We start from the raw sequence: 20109 nt of genomic DNA, 5'->3' as shown, positions 1-20109 counted from the left end.
AGCGTCTTTTCCTCGCGCGATCCCCGGACTGTGAAAGCCCGGCCCCATAAGCCGCCTGCACCCGATGGTCAACAGGCGGCCGGGGCCGGGCGAGGAGGGTCAGCCGCGCGGCTCTACCCAACCACCGCCCGTGGCTTCAGCCACGGGGTTCTACCCATCCGATCGTGCCATCGTGGCGGCGATAGACCATGTTGTAGGCCGATGTGCCGGCGTTGACGAACAGCAGCGCGTTGGTGTTGCGCAGGTCGAGCATCATCACCGCGTCGGACACGCTCGCTTCGGGGATGTCGACGCGGGTTTCCGCGACGATCAGCGGCGCGTCCGCCGGCTCCTCCTCCTCGGCGCCACCGGCGAAGATGGTATAGCCCGCGCCGTCAATATCATCGACGCTATATCCGTTGGCGCGCTGCGCCTCGGCCGCCGCCGTCTGAGCGCTGCGGTCCTTGAGGCGGCGCATGTAGCGGCGAAGCTGCTTTTCGATCTTGTCGGCCGCCTGGTCGAAGGAGGGATGCGCCTCCTGCGCCTCGCCTGCGCCCTTCAGGATCAGCCCGGTCATCACATGGCAGACGATGTCGCAATGGAATGCGCCATGGGGCGCCTTGCGGAAAGTGACCTGGGCGGAAAGCGCGCGGGAAAAATATTTCTCGGCCACCGCCTGCAAACGATCGGTGACATGGCTTTTCAGCGCCTCACCCGTTTCGACCTGATGCCCGGAAACACGAATATCCATATGCCTTCTCCTTATTCTTGCCGGGCCGCCAGGGAAGCGGTCCGGTTGGGTGCGGAGGGCATAGGCCGCTTGGATCGCGTCTATGCCTCCTGCAGCCAGAGCGGCTCTTTCAGCGTCGCGATGAACGCCGCGTGCCGTTCCAGCTCGGCCGCGCTGGCCGCAAAGACCCGCGCGGGACGAACAGGGCGAACCACGGCGGATGCCGTCAGTTCCACCCTGACGATCTCGCTTTCTTCCTCCTGTGCCAGACCAAGGCCGATCTGCCGGCCGCCGGTCAGTTCGATATAGAGCTGCGCCAGCAATTCGGCGTCGAGCAGCGCGCCATGCTTGATGCGATGGCTGCGGTCGATGCCGTAACGGGTGCAGAGCGCGTCGAGACTGTGCTTGGCGCCGGGATGCAGCTGGCGCGCGATCGCGACGGTGTCGATCATCCGGTCCATCGACACTTCGGGATGGCCGCACAGCCGCAGTTCATGGTTGAGGAAGCCGAAGTCGAAGCGCGCATTGTGCGCGACCAGCGGGCTGTCCTCCAGAAACTCCAGCAGCTCCAGCGCGCCGCGCGCGAACACCGGATGCTTGGCGAGGAAATCGGCGGACAGGCCATGCACCGCGAAGGCGGCGGCGGGCATGTCGCGCTCGGGATGATAATAAGCGTGGAAGGTGCGGCCGGTCGGCACCCGATTCACCAGTTCGATACAGCCGATCTCGACCATCCGGTCGCCCGATGCCGGATCAAATCCTGTCGTTTCGGTATCGAAAATGACTTCGCGCATGGCCTCTTCAACGACTCTTGTCTGTCATCTTATCGGCCTGTCTTGGCGCCAAGGCAAGCGACGAGACGCCGCACCTGCGCGCGCGTGTCGGCAAAAGTCGCGCCGGTATGGATGATATGGTCGGCGCGCCGGCGTTTCTCGGCGTCAGGGGTCTGGAGGCGGACGATCTGGCAGAATTTGGCCGGCGTCATGCCCGGCCGCGCCAGCACCCGCTTGCGCTGTTTCCACGCCGGGGCGGTGACGACGATCACGCCGTTGAGTCGCTTCTGCCCATGGGTCTCGAACAGCAGGGGAATGTCGAGAATCACGAATGCGCGGCTGCGATGACGGCGCAGGAAGGCGCGGCGGCTGGCCTGCACCGCCGGATGGACGATCGCTTCCAATGCGCGGCGCTCGTGCGGATGGCCGAACACCGCCGCGCCGAGCTTCGCCCGATCGACTCCCGCCGGCCCGGTGGTGCCGGGGAAGCGCGCCTCGATCGCGGGCAGAAGCGCGCCACCCGGCCCTTGCAGGCGATGAACCTCAGCGTCGGCGTCGAACAGCGGCACGCCTTCGCGCGCGAACATCGCCGCGACCGCCGACTTGCCCATGCCGATCGATCCGGTCAGGCCGTAGATCTTCATCTAGTCCGCAGCCGTCAGCAACGCCCGCAACTCCGCATCCAGTTCGCGAGGCGCGGCAGCGTCGAAGAAGATGTCGAACGCCAGCGCCGCCTGCCCGATCAGCATTTCGAGGCCGTCGAGCGTCTTGAGCCCCCGCGCGCGCGCCGCTTTGAGCAGCCCGGTTTCGAGCGGCGCATAGACGATGTCATAGACGGTGGCGGCGGCGGGCAGCGGCGACAGGTCAGGCTCGAACACAGGCTGGCCCACCATGCCGAGCGAGGTTGAATTGACCAGCAGATCGACCGGCGGCAGCGCATCGCTCATGCCGATGACCCGGCCCTTCACCCCCGCCCGGTCGAGCAAAGCCTGCCCCTTGGCCGCGTCGCGCGCCATGATGGCGATCTCCGGCACGCCCAGCGTCGCGAGCGCGAACAGGATCGCGCGCGCCGCCCCGCCCGCGCCGACGATGAGCGCGCTCTTGCCCTTCCATCTGTCGCGCAGCAACGGCTGGAGGAAACCGCCGGCATCGGTATTGGTGCCGATCAATGGCCCGCCGGTCTCGCTGGCGATGGTGTTGACCGCGCCGATCCGCTCCCGCACCCCGCCCGGATCATCGACATAGTCCATCACCGCGATCTTGTGGGGAATGGTGACGTTGCAGCCGAGCCAGTCGGGATCGGCGCGCCGCGCGAGGAAATAGGCGGAGAGGCCCTCCGCCGCCACATGGGTCTTGCGATACTCCGCCTCGATATTCAGCGCATCGAGCCAAAAATTGTGGATCAGCGGCGATTTGCTGTGCGCGATCGGATCGCCGATCACTTCGGCGTAAGGGAGTTCAGACATCTATAATCCGTGCGCCTTGGCCACCTTCTGCAAAACTGACACCTTTTGGGCAGCGGGATTTGCATCAAGCGAGCTTCTATATTCTTTGGCAGCGAGCGCAACTCCGCTGAGTGTACCGGGGATATCGAGGATGAACGCCATCTCAAGCTGTCCGTCTCTAGTTAAATCAACAATGTTATTGCGATCCTCACAGTATAGAACATCTGATCCGTTGACTATGAACATTGAAGATTTTTGACTAAACGCCATCAAAGCATCAATATTATCTGGTAAATTTTCTACCCGGTGAAACGTCCGTATCGCCTTTTCAATCCGCTTTGGACGAACGCCCATGTCCAATAAGCGCTTAATCGATCTCAATATCACTAAGTCGCGATAGCTATACTGACGCTTCTTGCCGTGATGCGGCTGCCGCTCTGATTCGGGCTGAAATATACCCGACCTTTCGAGATAATTTAGCATGACTGTGGTTTTGAACCCAGCCAACCAAGATAGCTCGAGAGCAGAATATTCCCCTTCCATATTACAAGTATAACGCAATACTCAAAATATTTCGACCTATAACTGCAGCTTTGAACTTTTCACCACCTATGGTGTCGCGATATCTTACGACCTACAACCTGTAGGGGTATAGCCATGATCGCGGAAATTTGGGAAGGTCATCAGCGCTGGTTCGGTCAGTTAGTGGATGAAGGGAGTGGCAGGCGTGACGGCATGATCTTCACGGCGACCAGCCGTGGCAGCGTTATCGCTGAGATAAGAATTTGGGTGCCCTTGACCCATCTAAAATTCGAGGATCGTTTAGACCCTACCTATCGCTAGCTTGCCAGAACGCCGCGCACGCGCAGAAAGTCAAGCAAAGGCAGCAGCGGCAAGCCCTGGATCGCGAACTGGCTGCCCTCGACCTTGCTGAAGAGCTGCGCGCCCGGCCCCTCGATCCGGTAGCAGCCGACGCACCAGCGCAATTGCTCCCAATCGGCGTCGAGATAGGCGTCGATGAAGGCATCTGAGAGCGGCCGCACAGTCATCCGCACCCGCTCGATATGCCGCCAGATCGGTTCGCCGTTGAGCGCGATCACCGCCGCGCTGTGGAGATGATGCGCTCGCCCCGACAGCAGCCGCAGGATGCGCGCGGCGTCCGCCCGATCGACCGCCTTGTCGATCATGCTGCCGTCGTCGAGCGACAGCGTCTGGTCGCAACCCAGAACCAAAGTCCCCGGCGCGCGGCGCGACACCTTGAGCGCCTTCAGCTCCGCCAGCGCGTCGGCCAGCGCCCGCGCGTCGAGCCCGTCGCCGCGCAGCGCCGCCTTCGCCGCTTCCTCATCCACACCGGGCGAAAGCGGCTCGAACGGCACCCCCGCCGCGCTCAGCATCGCCCGCCGGCTCGCGCTCTGCGAGGCGAGGACGATCATGCTTCCGCCTCCGCCAGTTCGCGGTCGTTGAACAGGTTGATGATCGCCGCCGCCGCTTCCTCGATCGACCGGCGAGTCATGTCGATCACCGGCCAGCCATTGTCGGCGAACATGCGCCGGGCGAAGGCGAGTTCCGCCTGCACCTTGTCGCTGTCGACATAGGCGGTTTCAGGCGCCTGGTTTAAGGAGAGCAGCCGGTTGCGGCGGATCTGGATCAGCCGCTCAGGGCTGACGGTCAGGCCCACGACCATCGGATGCTTCAGCGAAAAGAGGCTGCGCGGCGGCGGCGATTCCGGCACCAGCGGGATGTTCGCGGTCTTGTAGCCGCGATTGGCGAGATAGATGGAGGTCGGCGTCTTGGACGCGCGCGACACGCCGGCGAGCACGATATCGGCCTCCTCCCAATTTTCATGCCCCACGCCATCGTCATGGGCGATGGTGAACTGGATCGCCTCGATCCGCGCGAAATAGGCTTCGTCCAGGATATGCTTGCGCCCCGGCCGGGTCCGGGTTTCCTGCCCCAATATGTTGGAGAGCGCGTCGGCCACGCTGTCGAGCGCCGCGACATGGGGCAGGCCGAGCGCCCGGCACCGCGTCTCCAGCCGCTTGCGCAACAAATGGTTGGTCAGGGTGAAGAGGACGAGGCCGGGATTGGCGGCGATCTCCTCCATGATCCGGTCGAGATGGACCTCGGACCGCACCATCGGCCAGAAATGGCGGATCGCCTCGACATTCTCGAACAGACCGATCGCCGCCTTGGCGATATTCTCCAGCGTCTCGCCGGTGGAGTCGGAGAGGAGGTGCAGGTGGATGCGCGCCATGGGGCATGTCTGTGGGCAGGCTGTGGATAAAGCAAGGGATGAAATCGGGGATGGAATCCACCTGAACGTCCGTCCCCACAGGCTGGACTCTTATCCACACCCCTCCAACAGGCCCGCAATTTCCTCCACAGCCTGTGGGTAACGGGGACAAGCTGGCTGACTCGGACGCGATAGCGTGACCCCGGGGAGTCAAGCTGTTGGCAAATCCGGGCACAGCGCATAAACCCCGCTGCCAACGGAGTATCTATCTCCATCAACCTTTGAATCTAATATTAAGAGAGAATGAGATGCCCGTGGACGCCATGGCCAATCCGATCAATGACACCCTGATCGAAAAGCCCCTGCTCGGCGTCCTGCGGGGCGACGTGCCTGCAGTCCCGCCGATGTGGCTGATGCGCCAGGCGGGCCGCTACCTGCCCGAATATCGCGCGCTGCGGGCACAGAAGGGCGGCTTCCTCGAACTCGTCTATGACAGCGAAGCGGCGGCCGAAGTGACGCTCCAGCCCCTGCGCCGCTTCGGCTTCGACGGCGCGATCCTCTTTTCCGATATCTTGATCGTGCCCTATGCCATGGGGCAGCATCTCTGGTTCGAAGCCGGCGAAGGCCCGCGGCTCGCGCCGATCCTCGCCGAGACCGATCTTACGGCGCTCACCCCCGATTTTTCGCGCTTTGAAGCGGTCTACGAAACGGTGCGGCGGGTGAAGGCGGCGCTGGACCCGGCCGTCACTTTCCTGGGCTTTGCCGGCAGCCCCTGGACCGTCGCCACCTATATGGTCGCGGGGCAGGGCAGCAAGGATCATGGGCTCGCGCGGCGCATGGCCTACAGCCAACCCGACCGTTTCGCCGCGCTGATCGACGCGATCATCGACGCGACCGTCACTTACCTCTCGGGACAGATCGAAGCCGGGGTGGAAGCGGTGCAGCTATTCGACAGCTGGGCCGGGAGCTTAGCGCCCGCGCAATTCGCCCGCTGGGTCATCAAACCCAATCGGCGGATCGTGGATAAGCTCAAAGCCATCCACCCCGATATTCCCATCATCGGCTTCCCGAAGGGCGCGGGCGCGAAGCTCGCCGATTATGCGCGGCAGACCGGGGTCGATGCGGTGGGCATCGACGAGACGATCGATCCGCACTGGGCGAATGAGGCGCTTCCCAAGGGCATGCCGGTGCAGGGCAATCTCGATCCGCTCGCGCTGATCGCCGGCGGCGCGGCGGTCGAGCAGGCGGTGGACGATATCCGCGCCGCCTTCGCCGGTCGGCCGCACATATTGAACCTGGGCCATGGCATATTGCCCGATACGCCCATTGCGCATGTCGAAGCGCTCATTAGCTATGTGCGGCGATAAGGAGCAGTGACCATGGCCTATCTCGGCGCCGCCTATCTCTGGGTGAAGGCCGCCCATGTCATTTTCGTCATCTTCCTGATGGCGGGGCTGTTCATGATGCCGCGCTTCTTCGTCTATCATCAGGAAACCGCGCCCGGATCGCCCGAGGACCGCAAATGGATCGAGCGCGAGGCGCGGCTGCTCAAGATCATCCTCAATCCCTCGCTGATCCTCGTCTGGCTGTTCGGCCTGATGCTGATGGTGGAGATCGGCGCGTGGAGCTTCGGCTGGTTCCACCTGAAGCTGCTCTTCGTCCTCGGCCTTTCCGCCTATCATGGCTGGATCGCGGCTTATGCCAAGAAGCTCGCGAAGGGGCAGCGGACGCTCACCGACCGGCAGCTGCGCCTGATGAACGAAATCCCCGGCGTCGCCGCCGCAGTGATCGTGATCGCGGTGATCGTGAAACCCTTCTGACGGTCCTTCAGGCCGGATCGACCGCGATATTGTCGATGAGGCGCGTCTTGCCGAGCTTCGCCGCGCCCAGCAGCCGGGCGGGGCGGTCGGCGGTGTGGATCGGCTCCAGCGTCGCCGCATCGCACAGCGTCACATAGTCGATGGGGTCGAAGCCATGCTGGCTCAGCGTCGCGATTGCCTTGGCAAGCGCCGCATCCACCGGCTCGCCCTTCTCGATCTGGCGCTTGGCCTCGCCGAGCGCGCGGGGCAGCGCCAGTGCCGCCTTGCGCTCCTCGTCGCTCAGATAGGCGTTGCGCGAGGACAAAGCGAGGCCATCCTCCGCCCGCTGGGTCGGCATCCCGACGATCTCTACCCCTATATCGAGGTCCGCGACCATGCGGCGGATGACGGCGAGCTGCTGATAATCCTTCTGCCCAAAGATCGCGACGTCGGGCCGCACCTGGTTGAGCAGCTTGGTGACGACCGTGGCGACCCCGTCGAAATGCCCCGGCCGCGCCGCGCCGTCGAGTCCCTCGCTCACGCCCGACACGCTGATAGTGGTGGCGAAGCCGGCGGGATACATGACGTCGACGGTCGGCGCCCAGAGAATGTCCACACTGGCTGTGGCAAGCATCTGCGCGTCCTTCGCCTCCCGCCTAGGATAGGCGTCGAGATCCTCGTTCGGCCCGAATTGCCTCGGGTTGACGAAGATCGAGACGACGACATGCCGCCCATGCCGCCGCGCTTCCTCGACCAGCGCCATATGCCCGTCATGCAAAGCGCCCATGGTAGGCACGAGAACCACCGGCTTGCCATCGGCTTTCAACGCCGCCACGGCGGCGCGGAGAGACGGCAGGTCACGCAATATTTGCACGGGGCAATGGGCTCCGATAAGGCGAGGGGACATTCCGCTAAAGGCATGACCCGGCGGGAGCGTCAACACACAGATTGTGATAACAGGGATCACACGCGACCAATGGGCATTTCGCAGCCGCATCTCATCGTCTTCGCCAATGAAAAGGGCGGCACGGGCAAGTCGACCACGGCAGTCCATACCGCGATCGCCCTGTCGGCGTTGGGTCACAATGTCGGCATGATCGATCTCGACCCGCGTCAGCGCACCGTCACCCGCTACATGGAGAATCGCCGCGAAACCGCGCGCCGGCGCGGCATCGATCTGCCAACGCCCGATTTCGCGGTGTTCACCGGGGACAGCATCGCCGCCCTGGACGATCTGGTGGTCGAACTGGCGGTAGGTCGCGACTTTCTGGTGGTGGATACGCCGGGGCGCGATGACATATTCGCCCGGCACATCGCGCCCCATGCCAATACGCTGGTCACGCCGATGAACGACAGTTTCGTCGATTTCGACCTTATCGGCCAGGTCGATCCCGAAACCTTCAAGGTGCGCCGCCTGTCCTTCTATTCCGAACTGATCTTCGAGACGCGCAAGACCCGGGCGAAGGTCGATGGCGTGTCGATCGACTGGGTGGTGCTGCGCAACCGGCTCCAGCATCAGGACGCGCGCAACAAGAAACGGGTGGGCGACGCCTTGATGGAACTCTCCCGCCGCGTCGGCTTCCGCGTCATCCCCGGCCTGTCGGAGCGGGTGATCTTCCGCGAACTCTTCCCCTCGGGCCTGACGCTGCTCGACAAGGGGCATCTGGGCGACCTCGGCGTCAGCCACATCGCCGCGCGGCAGGAATTGCGCGAGATGGTGGCGAGCCTTGCGCTGCCGACGCGCGAGGGGGTCGGCGCGATGGACCTGCTCGGCGCCGCCTGATGGGGCTGCTGGCGCTGCTGCTTGGCGGTCTGGCCGTCTGGCTGATCTGGACGGGGAGATTGCAACGGATGACCGCAAAGGACGGCATGGTGCTCGGCGCGGCGCTGGTGGGCGCGGTGCTGGCGGCGAAGGGCAAGCCGGTGATCGGCGCGCCGTTGCTGATCGGCGCGGCCTTGTTCTTCGCCAAGCAGGGCAATGCGCGTGCGAAACTGCGCCGGCAGGCCCCCACGCCCGACGATCTGGCGCAGGCGCGCGCGCTGCTGGGTGTCGCGCCTGATGCCGATCCCGCTACGATCCGCGCCGCGCACCGCCGGCTGATCGCGTCGGTCCATCCCGACAAGGGCGGGACGGAGGCGCTCGCCGCGCAGATCAACGCCGCCCGCGACCTGCTGCTCGCCGCGCGCCGGGAGCGGTGAGCCACCGCTTCGATCCCACGCTGCTGCGCGACTATGATCTGCGCGGCACGGTGGGAAAGACGCTCCATGCCGCCGACGCCTGGGCGCTGGGGCGCAGTTTCGGCACGGTCGTCCGCCGCGCGGGCGGACGCCGCATCGCGGTCGGCTATGACGGGCGGCTGAGTTCGCCGATGCTGGAGGCGGCGCTGGTGGAGGGGCTGGTCGCCACCGGCATCGACGTGCTGCGGATCGGTCTTGGGCCGACGCCGATGCTATATCATGCCGAAATGACGGGCGATGTGGATGGCGGCGTTCAGATAACCGGCAGCCATAATCCCGGCGACCAGAATGGCTTCAAGCTGGTGCACGCCCATGCCCCCTTCTTCGGCGCGGACATCCAGCGGCTGGGCGTCATGGCGGCGACGGGAGACTGGATTGACGGGGCGGGGCAGATCGAGACCGTCGCCATATTGGACGCCTATGTCGCGCGCCTGGTGGAGGGTTTCGACGGCCCGGCTTGCCGGATCGGCTGGGACGCGGGCAATGGCGCGGCCGGGCAGGCGGTCGAGCAGCTCGTCAAGCTGCTGCCCGGTGAGCATCATCTGCTCTTCACCCAGATAGACGGACATTTCCCCAACCATCATCCAGATCCTTCGCTCGACCGGAATCTGGCCGACCTGCGCACGCTTGTCCGCGCCAAAAGCCTCGATTTCGGTGTGGCTTTCGACGGCGACGGCGACCGGATCGGCGTGGTCGACGGGCAGGGTCGGGCGATCGCGGGCGACCAGCTGCTGGGCCTGTTTGCTGAGGATGTGCTGAAAAACCGCCCCGGAGCGCCGATCGTCGCCGATGTGAAGGCGAGCCAGACGCTGTTCGATCGCATCGCCGCACTCGGCGGCCGGCCCGATATGTGGAAAACCGGGCACAGCCACATCAAGTCCAGAATGAAGCAGATCGGCAGTCCGCTGGGCGGCGAGACCACCGGCCATCTCTTCTTCGCCGACGATCATCCCGGCTATGACGACGCGCTCTACGCCGCGGTGCGGCTGATCCGGCTGGTAGGGGCGCTGGGCCGCAGCGTAACCGAGATGGTCGATGCCCTGCCGCGCAGCGTCATCACGCCGGAATTGCGCTTTCCCGTTGCGGAAGCGCGCAAGTTCGCGGTCATCGAGGAGGTGCAGGCGCGGCTGCGCGACGCGGGCGCGGATATGTGCCTGATCGACGGCGTTCGCGTGCGTCGGAGCGAGGGCTGGTGGCTGCTGCGCGCATCGAACACCGAGGCGGCGCTCGTCGCCCGGGCGGAGGCGGCGCACGAATCGGGGCTGGCGCGGCTGCTGGCCGATCTCGATTCGCAACTCGCTTCGTCCGGGGTAACGCGCTTGGCCTGACGCTCTCAAGCGCGGGGCGGACTTTCGGATCGCGAAACTTCGCGCCTGTCGTCACCCTGTTTTCCGCTACGGAAAGGGTAGCGAAATGCTACGATTGCAAGACATGCAACCGCCCCCGCACATTTCGCATTTGCAACAATTGCCGCTGACCCGCAAATGGAACGGGCCTTTCAGGCATCCTCTCCTAAAACTTCAAGGCCGCCTTCGGGCGGCTTTTTTTTTTGCCCGTCTTTTCCCGGCGCGCCGTAGCGTCGGTGGCGCGCGAGCGGTCCGGACGCGCCCGCACATACTGGAAATTAACCACGTCTTTGCTAAGCGCCCTGGCTCATAAAGCCAGGGTCGCGCGTTGCTGCGCCGCCTGCGGGCACCAGACAGAGTCGCTATAAACAGAGGTTTGCCATGTCCCTTCGCCGCCCCTTCATTCCGTTTCTGCTCGCTGCTGGCGGCATGATCGCGCCTCTGCCCGCGCTCGCGGGCGGCTTCTATCTTCAGGAACAGTCGCCGTTAGAGATCGGCCGCGCTCTGTCCGGCGGCGCGGCGGCGGGGGACGATCCGTCCACCATCTATTTCAACCCCGCCGCGATGACGGCGCTTCCCGGCATCCAGGTTTCGGCCGGCGCATCGGCGCTGATGCCCTTTGCGCACCAGAGCAATCGCGGCACGGTGCGCACCGTGCCCGGCACGCCGCTGCGCCTGCCGGTCACCGGCGGCGACGGCGGCAATCCGTTCGACAGCGTGACGCCGGTGCCCAGCTTCTATGCCAGCGCGCAGCTGACCGACCGGCTGTGGCTCGGCCTCGGCGTCAATGCGCCGTTCGGGCTGAAGCTCGAATATGACGATGATTTCTTCGGCCGCTACGACTCGCTCTACACCGACCTCAAGACCTACAATATTCAGCCGTCCGCCGCCTATAAGCTGACCGACCGCCTGTCGATCGGCGGCGGCGTGGACGTGCAATATGTGAAGGCGGAACTGACCAACGCCCTGCCGCAACTCTCGCCGCTCGCCACCTCGGACGGTTTCGCCCGATTGAAGGGCGACGATTGGTCGATCGGCTGGAACGCCGGCCTGTTCTACACCAGCGGCGACACCAATTGGGGCGTCCATTATCGCTCGGGCATTACGCACAAGCTCGCCGGCACGCAGAGCGTGTCGGGTCTGCTTGGCCCGATCGCCACGGGCAATGGCGATTTCGCCGCGACCGCGTCGCTCGCCCTGCCCGACATCGTGACCGTCAGCATGATGCACCGGCTGACCCCCAATCTGCGCGCGATGCTGACCGCCAAATGGTATAATTGGTCGAAGTTCAAGGGCATCGCCGTCACCACCGCAGCCGGCACCAGCAACAAGGAACTGGACTATCGCGACAGTTACTCGTTCAGCGCCGGCGGCGAATATGATGTCAGCCCGCGGCTGACGCTGCGCGCGGGCACGATGTTCGACCGCACCCCCACCAACCCGCAGCATCTGACGACGCGCGTGCCCGATGGCGACCGCGTCTGGCTGTCGGCCGGCGCGACCTACAATATCTCGCCCGCCGCCGCGCTCAATATCGGCTATGCCCACACCTTCGTCGACAAGGCGCGGATCGTGCGGCCCGACAGCTATTATCCCGCGCCTGCGACCGTCACTGCGACGACGATCACGGATACGACGGGCAATGCCGATCAGGTCGCGGCGTCGGTGACGCTCCGCTTCTAATCGCCGCCACGAATGACTATAGGGGCTGCGTAGCTTACGGAGCCCCTTTTTCATGTCCGACCATAATCCCGGCCTTCGCCCCTGGCGCGACATCGCCCGCCGCCAGAGCCGCCAGATCATGGTCGGCAACGTCCCCGTCGGCGGCGGCGCGCCGGTCACCGTCCAGACCATGACCAACACCCCGACCCATGACGTGCGGGCTACGGTCGACCAGATTCGCCGCTGCGAGGAGGTGGGCGTCGACATCATCCGCGTCTCCTGCCCCGACGAGGACTCGACCGCCGCCCTGAAGCAGATCGTGCGCGCCGCGCGCGTGCCGATCGTCGCCGACATTCATTTCCACTATAAGCGCGCGCTGGAAGCCGCCGACGCGGGCGCGGCCTGCCTGCGCATCAACCCCGGCAATATCGGCAGCGAGGCGCGGGTCAAGGAAGTGGTGGACGCGGCCAAGGCGAACGGCTGCTCGATCCGCATCGGCGTCAATGCCGGCAGCCTCGAAAAAGACCTGCTCGAAAAATATGGCGAGCCCTGTCCCGAAGCGCTGGTCGAAAGCGCGCTCGACCATATCAAGCTGCTCCAGGATCAGGATTTCCATGAGTATAAGGTCGCGGTGAAGGCGAGCGACGTGTTCCTCGCCGTCGCTGCCTATATGCAGCTGGCCGACGCGGTGGATTGCCCGCTGCACCTTGGCATCACCGAGGCGGGCGGGTTGATCGGCGGCACGGTCAAGAGCGCGATCGGCATCGGCAACCTGCTCTGGGCCGGGATCGGCGACACGATCCGCGTCTCCCTCTCCGCCGAACCGGAAGAGGAAGTGCGCGTCGGCTACGAAATATTGAAGTCGCTCGGCATCCGCACGCGCGGGGTGAAGGTCATCTCCTGCCCGTCCTGCGCGCGGCAGGGCTTCGACGTCATCCGCACCGTTCAGGCGCTGGAGGAACGGCTCCAGCATATCCACACGCCCTTGTCGCTTTCGGTCCTCGGCTGCGTCGTCAACGGCCCCGGCGAAGCGCGCGAAACCGACATCGGCCTCACCGGCGGCGGCGCGGGCAAGCATATGGTCTATTTGTCGGGCCTCACCGACCATACGATCCAGGACGAAGGGATGATCGACCATATTGTGAGCCTTGTGGAAGCCAAGGCGGCGGAGATCGAGGCGGCCAAGCTGGAGGCTGAAGCCACCGACGCGGGCAAGGCGCAAGCGGCGGAGTAGCCTTGGCGAAGCAGGACCGATCGGCTATTCAGGTCTTGGAGGCTCGACATGACCTATAGTGGCAAGATGATCGCGGGCGGCAAGGCTGTTTTGCCGGCGGAGTTGCGCCGCGAGTTCGGCCTGCGTGATGGCGACCGGATTATCTTCGAGCGCCATGGCGAGGGCATATTGGTCAAAAGCTATGATCAGGTGCTGCGCGAGGTGCAGTCCAATCTCAAGGCGCTGATTAAGCATCCCTTCACCGTCGACGAATTCCTTGCGGAGCGACGCGCCGAAGCGGACGGCGAATGACCGTCATCCTCGACACGTCGGCATTGTTGATTCAGCTGTTGGATGAACCCGGCGCCGACATGGTGCGGCCGCATATGGGGACCGCGCAAATCTCCATCGTCAATCTTTGTGAAACCTACGCCAAGCTGATCGAGGCAGGGGTGTCGAAGGAGGATGCGGAGGCGGAGGTGAGGCATGTCGGCTTGCGCGTTCGATCCTTTCGCGAAGCCCATGCGCTCGAAGCGGCGGCATTGCGGCCCCTGACCCGACATCTGGGTCTGTCGCTGGGCGATCGTGCCTGTCTTGCGACCGCGCGCATCAACGGTCTGCCGGTCCTCACCGCCGATCGCCTATGGGCCGATCTCGACGTCGGCGTCGATATCCGCCTCGTCCGCTAAGTCGCCATGCCGGACGCCCGCCCCTTCGCCATCCCCTTCGCCGTGTGCTGCCTCGGCGTTGCGCTCTTCTCCGTCATGGATGCGGTGATGAAGGGGCTGAGCCTGTCGATCGGCCTTTACAATGCGCTGTTCTGGCGCGCGCTGACGGGGACGCTGCTGGGCGCGGTGCTGATGCGGGCGACGCGGCGGGGCTGGCCCGCGCCGCCGGTGATGCGCATCCACCTGCTGCGCGGCGTCGTGGTCGCGCTGATGGCGGCGCTTTTCTTCTGGGCGCTCATGCGCCTGCCGATCGCCGAAGCGATCGCGCTCTCCTTCATCGCGCCGCTCATTGCCCTCTATCTCGCCGCGCTGCTGCTCAAGGAGCGGGTCGGGCGGCAGGCGATCGGCGCGTCCCTCCTGGGGCTGGTTGGGGTGGCGATCATCCTGTCGGGGCGGCTTCAGGGGCGCTATGAGGCCGACGCGCTGCTCGGCGCGCTGGCGACGCTCGCCTCGGCGGTGCTGTTCGCCTGGAACCTCGTGATCCAGCGCCAACAGGCGCAACTCGCTTCCCCGGTCGAGGTCGCCTTCTTCCAGCATCTGGTAATGCTCGGCGTCTTTGCGCTCGGCGCGCCATTTCTGCTCACAGTGCCGCCAGTCACGGCTGTTCCGCTCGTCGTCCTTGCCGCGACCCTCGCCTTCACCTCGCTCGCCACCCTCGCCTGGGCCTATGCGCGGGCAGAGGCGCAGCGGCTCATCCCGGTCGAATATAGCGCCTTCCTCTGGGCTTCGATCGTCGGCTGGCTCGCGTTCGGCGAACGGGTGACGCTGACCACCATCGCCGGCGCGGTGCTGATTGTCGCGGGCTGCCTGATCGCCGCACGGGCCAAGCGCCCCGACCTCGCCCATGTCGAAGCAGGAGCCGCATGACCGACATTCGCATCCGTCCGGCGGAGGCCGGCGACATCGACACGATCCATGGCTTCATCCTGGCGCTCGCCGACTATGAGCGGCTGGCGCATGAGGTAAAGGCCGATCGCGCCACGCTTGCCCGCTATCTGTTCGGCCCGCGCCCGATGGCCGAAGTGCTGATCGCGGAGCATGACGGCGCGGCGATCGGCTTCGCGCTCTTCTTCCACAATTTCTCGACCTTCGAGGGGCGGCCCGGCGTTTATCTGGAGGATCTGTTCGTCGTGCCGCAGGCGCGCGGACTCGGCGCAGGCAAGGCGCTGCTCGCGCGGCTGGCGCAAATCGCGATCGAGCGCGATTGCGCGCGTCTGGAATGGTGGGTGCTCGACTGGAACGAACCCTCGATCGCCTTCTACAGGGCGCTCGGCGCCAGGCCGATGGACGAATGGACGGTGCAGCGGGTCGATGGCGACGCGCTCCACGCGCTCGCCGCCGCGCGATGACCTGAAACGCCCCGCACTTGACGCGGACTCCCCGCTCGGCGCATTGTACCGAAACGGAACATTTGGGGGAAATGGGGTAGTTATGGCCGTCGGCCGCACCGTCAAGCGATCGCCGGAATGGCGCGAGATGCTGAAGCGCAGCCTCATTCGCAGCGGCGCGCTCATCAGCGCGCTGGCGCTGATCGCCGCCACCCTGTTCCTCGCGCTGGCGCTGCTGAGCTACGCGCCAAGCGATCCGTCGATGAACACGGTCGCGGGCGATCAGGTGGCCAATATCATGGGTCCGCCCGGCGCATGGGCGGCCGATTTCCTGCTTTGGCTGCTCGGCGTGCCGGTGGCGCTGATCCTGCCGCTGATGGCGGTGACGGCGCGCCGGCTCTGGGGCGATCAGGACATGGCGGGCTGGAAGGGGCAGTTCGGCAAATGCCTGCTGGGCATCATCCTCGTCGGTATCGCGCTGGCTTTGTTCCAGACCGAACCGCTCGTCGGCCTGCCCGCCGGATGGGGCGGGGTGATCGGCCTCGTCACCGCCAAGGGCGTCGCCAGCCTGATTGCGCAGGCGCCGGCCGCCGCGCCGTGGATCAGGGGCGCGCTGGTCGTGGTCGCGCTGATCGCCGGCCTCTTCGCCTGCTACCGCAGCCTGGCGCTGGAAAAGCCGCTCATCGCGATGCGCCGGCCCACATTGCCGCGCCTCAGCCTGCCGCGCCCCAGCCTCGCCTTCGCAGGGAGCGCCCCGGCGGAAGACGATGAGGATGACGAGGACATGGCCGAGCGGGTCATCGCCCCGCGCAGGCAGGTCACCAACGAGCCCAAGCCGCCCATCACCATCCAGAGCCCCAAGCCCGCCCCGGTGCAGCGCGCCATGGCCCCGGTCAGCCAGGACGATCTGTTCGGCAATTCGTCTTTGCCCTCGCCCGACCTGCTGAACCCGGTCCCCGCCAACCAGGGCGGCAAGATCGATAAGGCGGCGCTCGAGCGCAACGCCCGGCTGCTCGAATCGGTGCTGGACGACTTCCATGTGAAAGGCAATATCGTCGAGGTCCGCCCTGGCCCGGTCGTCACCATGTACGAGCTGGAGCCCGCGCCCGGCATCAAGGCGAGCCGCGTCATCGCGCTGGCCGACGACATTGCGCGCAACATGTCGGCGCTCTCGGCGCGCGTCGCGACCATTCCCGGCCGCACCGTCATCGGCATCGAACTGCCCAACGCGCACCGCGAAGGCGTGTCCTTCCGCGAACTCATCACCTCGGAGCAGTTCGCGCAGGAAGCGACGCTGCCCATCATCCTGGGCAAGAATATCTCGGGCGAACCGATCATCGCCGATCTTGCGCCCATGCCGCACCTGCTGATCGCGGGCACCACCGGATCGGGCAAGTCGGTGGGCCTCAATGCGATGATCCTGTCCTTGCTTTACCGCATGACTCCCGATCAGCTGCGCCTCATCATGATCGACCCCAAGATGCTGGAACTGTCGACCTATGACGACATTCCGCATCTCCTTTCGCCGGTCGTCACCGAACCGGCAAAGGCGATCCGCGCGCTCAAATGGGCGGTCGAGCAGATGGAGGACCGCTATCGCATGATGGCGTCCATCTCGGTCCGCAACCTCGCCAATTATAATGAGAAGGTCCGCGCCGCGAAGGCCAAGGGCAAGCCGCTCGGCCGCCGGGTCCAGACCGGCTACGATCCCGAAACCGGCAAGCCCATCTATGAGGAGGAGCAGCTCGATTTCCAGCCGCTGCCGCAGATCGTGGTGGTAGTGGACGAGCTTGCCGACCTCATGATGACGGCGGGCAAGGAAGTCGAATTCCTGATCCAGCGCCTGGCGCAGAAGGCGCGCGCGGCCGGCATCCATCTCATCCTCGCGACGCAGCGCCCCTCGGTCGACGTCATCACCGGCGTCATCAAGGCGAACCTGCCGACCCGCATCAGCTTCTTCGTGACCAGCAAGATCGACAGCCGCACGATCCTCGGCGAGCAGGGCGCGGAACAGCTGCTGGGCAAGGGCGACATGCTCTATATGCATGGCGGCAAGGGGCTGACGCGCGTCCACGGTCCCTTCGTGTCCGATGACGAGGTGCGGATGGTCGCCGATCACTGGCGCGCGCAGGGCCAGCCAGACTATATCTCCGCCGTCACCGAGGAGCCGGAAGAAGGCAGCTTCGCGCTTGAAGGCGTGGACCTGGGCGACGATAGCGCCGACGCGCAGCTCTTCCGCAAGGCGTGCCAGCTCGTCTTCGAGAACCAGAAAGCCTCGACCAGCTGGCTCCAGCGCCAGCTGCGCGTCGGCTATAACAGCGCCGCGCGCCTGATCGAGAAGATGGAGGAGGAAGGACTGGTCGGCCCGCCCAATCATGTCGGCCGCCGCGAAGTGCTGCGCGACGAGAATGGCAATCCGCTATAGCAACCGGCAGGGCTGCAGCCTGTCCTCGCCGATGATCCTCCCCGCCTGACTGTCCCGCGCCGGCACTATTTCGCCGAGCGCGCAATTTTTGCTGCAAACGACTTGAGACACGCCTCCGTTTATTTACATAGGTTATGTTTAACGGGGCATCAAGGATTGCGATATTGGCGGGGGTATCGCCCGATCAACTCGAGCAGGCGGTCGCTGCGTTCGACGCGGCGCCCTTCGAACCTGATCGCTGGGACGAAGGGCTGCGCCTGCTGGGTCAGCTTTGCGGCGGCTGGACCGCGCAACTGCTCGCAGTCGACGATGGCGGCGCTATCCGCCGCAACCAGATTCCCCGGATGCCGGACGACGGCATAAGGGAGTGGGAAAGGCAGGGCGGCACCTTGCCCGATCGCAATCCGCGCGCGGTGACGCTCTTCGCCGCGCCGTTCAGCATCCGCTGCGATGACGATCTGTTGCCGCGCGCGGCGCAGGAAAGCTCGCCTTTCTACCGCGAACTGTTCGACCGCTTCGACGCCCGCTTCATGCTGGTGGGCACGCTTCCGCCCGGCGAAGGGGTGCGCAGGATCGTCGGCGTGCTGCGCGCGCGGCGTCAGAACCATGCGGATCGCGCCGATGTCGATACCATGGCCCGGCTGCTGCCCCATGTGCAGGCGGCGGTCTCGACCGAGGCGCGGCTCAACGCGCGCGACCTGCGCCTGGTGGTCGATTTCTCCGACCAGCTCGACCAGGCGGTCTTTGTCTGCGACCGGCGCGGGCATGTCCTGGCGCACAGCGCGGCGGCGGACCGGCTGCTGGCGTCGGGCCGGTTCGTGCGGCTCCAGATGCGCACCCTTCGCGCCGCCGCCGATCATCAGGATGGGCCGTTGCAGGCGGCGCTGCGGCTGGCGAGCGGTCCCCCCGCCGATGCCGTCCAGCGCGTTCGTCACACCAGCATCGCCCTTACCGACGCGGAAGGCCGCGCCTGCCGCGTCGATGTCGCGCCGCTGCCGCCCTCGGTCCTGCCGATGATGGCGTCCGATGCGGCCTGCATCGTCCATATCGCGCTGCCGCGTCCGGCGGCGGAACCGCGTCAGCTGCTGGCGCAGGCGTTCGGCCTGTCCCCGGCCGAGGCGGCGGTCGCGCTCGATCTCGCGTCGGGCATGACCGCGAACGAAATCGCCGCCGGCCGCAGCGTCAGCACCGAAACCGTGCGGGCGCAGGTGCGCGCCGTGCTGCAAAAGACCGGCGTGTCGAAGGCGACGGCGCTCGCGGCGCTCATCGGCCGCTTCAATCTCTGAGCCCCTCGCCGATGAACGGCACGGAACGACCGGGTTCACAGGTCGTTCAATCGCCTCATCCTAGACCGCATCCGTAACAACCGGAGACCCCGCTGATGAAGCCCCTGTTCCTGGCGCTGGCTGCCGCGCCCGCCGCGCTCGCTCTTCCGTTCACCCTGCCCGCCGTCGCGCAGCAGGGCCAGTCGGACCTTTCGCGGGTGAGCGCCTATATCCGCGCGGTCACCACCATGACCGCCGACTTCAGCCAGACCGACCGCAACGGCCAGACGCTGACCGGCAAGCTGACTCTCAAGCAGCCGGGCAAGATCCGCTTCCAATATCAAAAGGGCGTACCGCTGCTGATCGTGGGCGACGGCAAGGCGCTGACCATGATCGATTATGAAGTGCGGCAGGTGCAGCGCTGGCCCATCGGCAATTCGCCGCTCGGCGCACTGATCGACCCTACCAAGGATCTCTCCAGGTTCGGCAAGGTGGTGCCGAGCGGCGATCCCTCGATCCTGAGCGTCCAGGCGCGCGATCCCAAGCGGCCCGAATTCGGGACGATCACCATGATCTTCCGGCGCGACGCCGCCAGCCCGGCGGGCTTGCAGCTGTACGGCTGGGTGGCGCTCGATTCGCAGAACAACCGCACTGCCGTGCGCCTCACCAACCAGGCCTATGGCGTGCCTGTCCCCGATTCGACTTTCCGCTGGACCGATCCGCGTCCGCGCGGCCGGGCGAGCGGCTGAATCGAGCGGCTGGCGCGACGGACGGAAAATCTGTCAGGCCCGTTCATCGCGCGCTCATCTGACCCCCGCTAATCAGAGGCTCACGGCGCGAGACCAAACCGGGATTTCCCCCCTGTTACCCGGTCCCCAGCTCCCGCCGCGAAGCGCTTCAAGGGCGCGATCGAGACCCCCGTTCCACGCCCCCGGAGCGGGGGTC

23 protein-coding genes are annotated in these 20109 nt (G+C 65.5%); 15 read left to right on the top strand and 8 right to left on the bottom strand.

The window, feature by feature from the left end; all coding sequences use genetic code 11:
• Window positions 1–136: 136 nt before the first annotated feature.
• From hpf to V2B31_RS03955, 5 genes are all read right to left on the bottom strand, one after another.
• Window positions 137–730, bottom strand: a complete 594-nt coding sequence (hpf, locus tag V2B31_RS03975; RefSeq protein ID WP_328275559.1) for a ribosome hibernation-promoting factor, HPF/YfiA family — start codon at window positions 728–730, stop codon at window positions 137–139.
• Between the two features lie 80 nt (window positions 731–810).
• Window positions 811–1503 carry a DNA polymerase III subunit epsilon gene (gene dnaQ, locus V2B31_RS03970; protein WP_328275557.1) on the bottom strand — a complete coding sequence of 231 codons (693 nt, stop codon included), beginning with the start codon at window positions 1501–1503 and terminating at the stop codon, window positions 811–813.
• Window positions 1504–1532: 29 nt separating this feature from the next.
• A complete protein-coding gene (gene coaE / locus V2B31_RS03965) occupies window positions 1533–2126 on the bottom strand; it encodes a dephospho-CoA kinase (RefSeq protein WP_328275555.1) in 594 nt (197 codons plus the stop codon).
• The gene (aroE, locus tag V2B31_RS03960; RefSeq protein ID WP_328275553.1) at window positions 2127–2948 is read right to left on the bottom strand and encodes a shikimate dehydrogenase; all 822 of its coding nucleotides are present in this window, start codon (window positions 2946–2948) and stop codon (window positions 2127–2129) included.
• Window positions 2949–3470, bottom strand: a complete 522-nt coding sequence (locus V2B31_RS03955) for a MerR family transcriptional regulator (protein WP_328275551.1) — start codon at window positions 3468–3470, stop codon at window positions 2949–2951.
• Window positions 3471–3584: 114 nt separating this feature from the next.
• On the opposite strand from V2B31_RS03955, the gene V2B31_RS03950 reads away from it, so the two are divergent.
• Window positions 3585–3770: a hypothetical protein gene (locus tag V2B31_RS03950; RefSeq protein WP_328275549.1), complete on the top strand. Its 186-nt coding sequence runs from the start codon at window positions 3585–3587 to the stop codon at window positions 3768–3770.
• Here V2B31_RS03950 and V2B31_RS03945 read toward each other — a convergent pair.
• Window positions 3767–4360, bottom strand: a complete 594-nt coding sequence (locus tag V2B31_RS03945; RefSeq protein WP_328275545.1) for a Maf family protein — start codon at window positions 4358–4360, stop codon at window positions 3767–3769. The two genes, V2B31_RS03950 and V2B31_RS03945, sit on opposite strands and share 4 nt — an antisense overlap.
• Complete coding sequence (locus V2B31_RS03940; RefSeq protein WP_328275543.1) at window positions 4357–5181, bottom strand: pyruvate, water dikinase regulatory protein; 825 nt, start codon at window positions 5179–5181, stop codon at window positions 4357–4359. The genes V2B31_RS03945 and V2B31_RS03940 overlap by 4 nt, the downstream gene beginning before the upstream one ends.
• 302 nt (window positions 5182–5483) lie before the next feature.
• On the opposite strand from V2B31_RS03940, the gene hemE reads away from it, so the two are divergent.
• Both hemE and V2B31_RS03930 read left to right on the top strand, forming a co-directional pair.
• Window positions 5484–6527, top strand: a complete 1044-nt coding sequence (gene hemE / locus V2B31_RS03935; protein WP_328275717.1) for a uroporphyrinogen decarboxylase — start codon at window positions 5484–5486, stop codon at window positions 6525–6527.
• A gap of 12 nt (window positions 6528–6539) precedes the next feature.
• The gene (locus V2B31_RS03930; RefSeq protein WP_328275541.1) at window positions 6540–6980 is read left to right on the top strand and encodes a CopD family protein; all 441 of its coding nucleotides are present in this window, start codon (window positions 6540–6542) and stop codon (window positions 6978–6980) included.
• A 7-nt stretch (window positions 6981–6987) separates the two neighbouring features.
• On the opposite strand, the gene panC is transcribed toward V2B31_RS03930, so the two are convergent.
• Window positions 6988–7833, bottom strand: coding sequence for a pantoate--beta-alanine ligase (gene panC / locus V2B31_RS03925; protein WP_328275539.1), 846 nt, complete (start codon window positions 7831–7833; stop codon window positions 6988–6990).
• A gap of 102 nt (window positions 7834–7935) precedes the next feature.
• Between panC and V2B31_RS03920 the strand changes: the two genes are divergently transcribed.
• The 12 genes from V2B31_RS03920 (at window position 7936) to V2B31_RS03865 (ending at window position 19913) form a co-directional block, all read left to right on the top strand.
• Complete coding sequence (locus V2B31_RS03920; protein ID WP_328275537.1) at window positions 7936–8742, top strand: division plane positioning ATPase MipZ; 807 nt, start codon at window positions 7936–7938, stop codon at window positions 8740–8742.
• Window positions 8742–9158 (top strand): J domain-containing protein, encoded by a 417-nt coding sequence (locus V2B31_RS03915; RefSeq protein WP_328275535.1) that lies wholly within the window; start codon window positions 8742–8744, stop codon window positions 9156–9158. The genes V2B31_RS03920 and V2B31_RS03915 overlap by 1 nt, the downstream gene beginning before the upstream one ends.
• Window positions 9155–10525, top strand: a complete 1371-nt coding sequence (gene pgmG, locus V2B31_RS03910; RefSeq protein WP_328275533.1) for a phosphoglucomutase/phosphomannomutase PgmG — start codon at window positions 9155–9157, stop codon at window positions 10523–10525. Before V2B31_RS03915 ends, pgmG begins: the two co-directional genes overlap by 4 nt.
• A gap of 399 nt (window positions 10526–10924) precedes the next feature.
• Window positions 10925–12226, top strand: coding sequence for an OmpP1/FadL family transporter (locus V2B31_RS03905; RefSeq protein WP_328275531.1), 1302 nt, complete (start codon window positions 10925–10927; stop codon window positions 12224–12226).
• Window positions 12227–12278: 52 nt separating this feature from the next.
• Complete coding sequence (ispG, locus tag V2B31_RS03900) at window positions 12279–13439, top strand: flavodoxin-dependent (E)-4-hydroxy-3-methylbut-2-enyl-diphosphate synthase (protein WP_328275529.1); 1161 nt, start codon at window positions 12279–12281, stop codon at window positions 13437–13439.
• Window positions 13440–13487: 48 nt separating this feature from the next.
• A complete protein-coding gene (locus V2B31_RS03895; protein WP_328275527.1) occupies window positions 13488–13730 on the top strand; it encodes an AbrB/MazE/SpoVT family DNA-binding domain-containing protein in 243 nt (80 codons plus the stop codon).
• Complete coding sequence (locus V2B31_RS03890) at window positions 13727–14107, top strand: type II toxin-antitoxin system VapC family toxin (RefSeq protein WP_328275525.1); 381 nt, start codon at window positions 13727–13729, stop codon at window positions 14105–14107. The genes V2B31_RS03895 and V2B31_RS03890 overlap by 4 nt, the downstream gene beginning before the upstream one ends.
• 6 nt (window positions 14108–14113) lie before the next feature.
• A complete protein-coding gene (locus V2B31_RS03885) occupies window positions 14114–15013 on the top strand; it encodes a DMT family transporter (RefSeq protein WP_328275523.1) in 900 nt (299 codons plus the stop codon).
• The gene (locus V2B31_RS03880; RefSeq protein ID WP_328275521.1) at window positions 15010–15495 is read left to right on the top strand and encodes a GNAT family N-acetyltransferase; all 486 of its coding nucleotides are present in this window, start codon (window positions 15010–15012) and stop codon (window positions 15493–15495) included. Before V2B31_RS03885 ends, V2B31_RS03880 begins: the two co-directional genes overlap by 4 nt.
• Before the next feature lie 82 nt (window positions 15496–15577).
• Window positions 15578–17899, top strand: a complete 2322-nt coding sequence (locus tag V2B31_RS03875; RefSeq protein ID WP_328275519.1) for an FtsK/SpoIIIE family DNA translocase — start codon at window positions 15578–15580, stop codon at window positions 17897–17899.
• Window positions 17900–18063: 164 nt separating this feature from the next.
• Window positions 18064–19185, top strand: coding sequence for a helix-turn-helix transcriptional regulator (locus tag V2B31_RS03870; protein WP_328275517.1), 1122 nt, complete (start codon window positions 18064–18066; stop codon window positions 19183–19185).
• A gap of 95 nt (window positions 19186–19280) precedes the next feature.
• Window positions 19281–19913 (top strand): LolA family protein, encoded by a 633-nt coding sequence (locus V2B31_RS03865; protein WP_328275514.1) that lies wholly within the window; start codon window positions 19281–19283, stop codon window positions 19911–19913.
• The last annotated feature ends 196 nt before the right edge of the window (window positions 19914–20109 follow it).

Origin of the sequence: Sphingobium sp., from assembly GCF_036170395.1 — a bacterium.
GTDB lineage: Bacteria > Pseudomonadota > Alphaproteobacteria > Sphingomonadales > Sphingomonadaceae > Sphingobium.
Note: the sequence above shows the minus strand (reverse complement) of the source record. Positions and strands in the feature narration are given on the sequence as shown.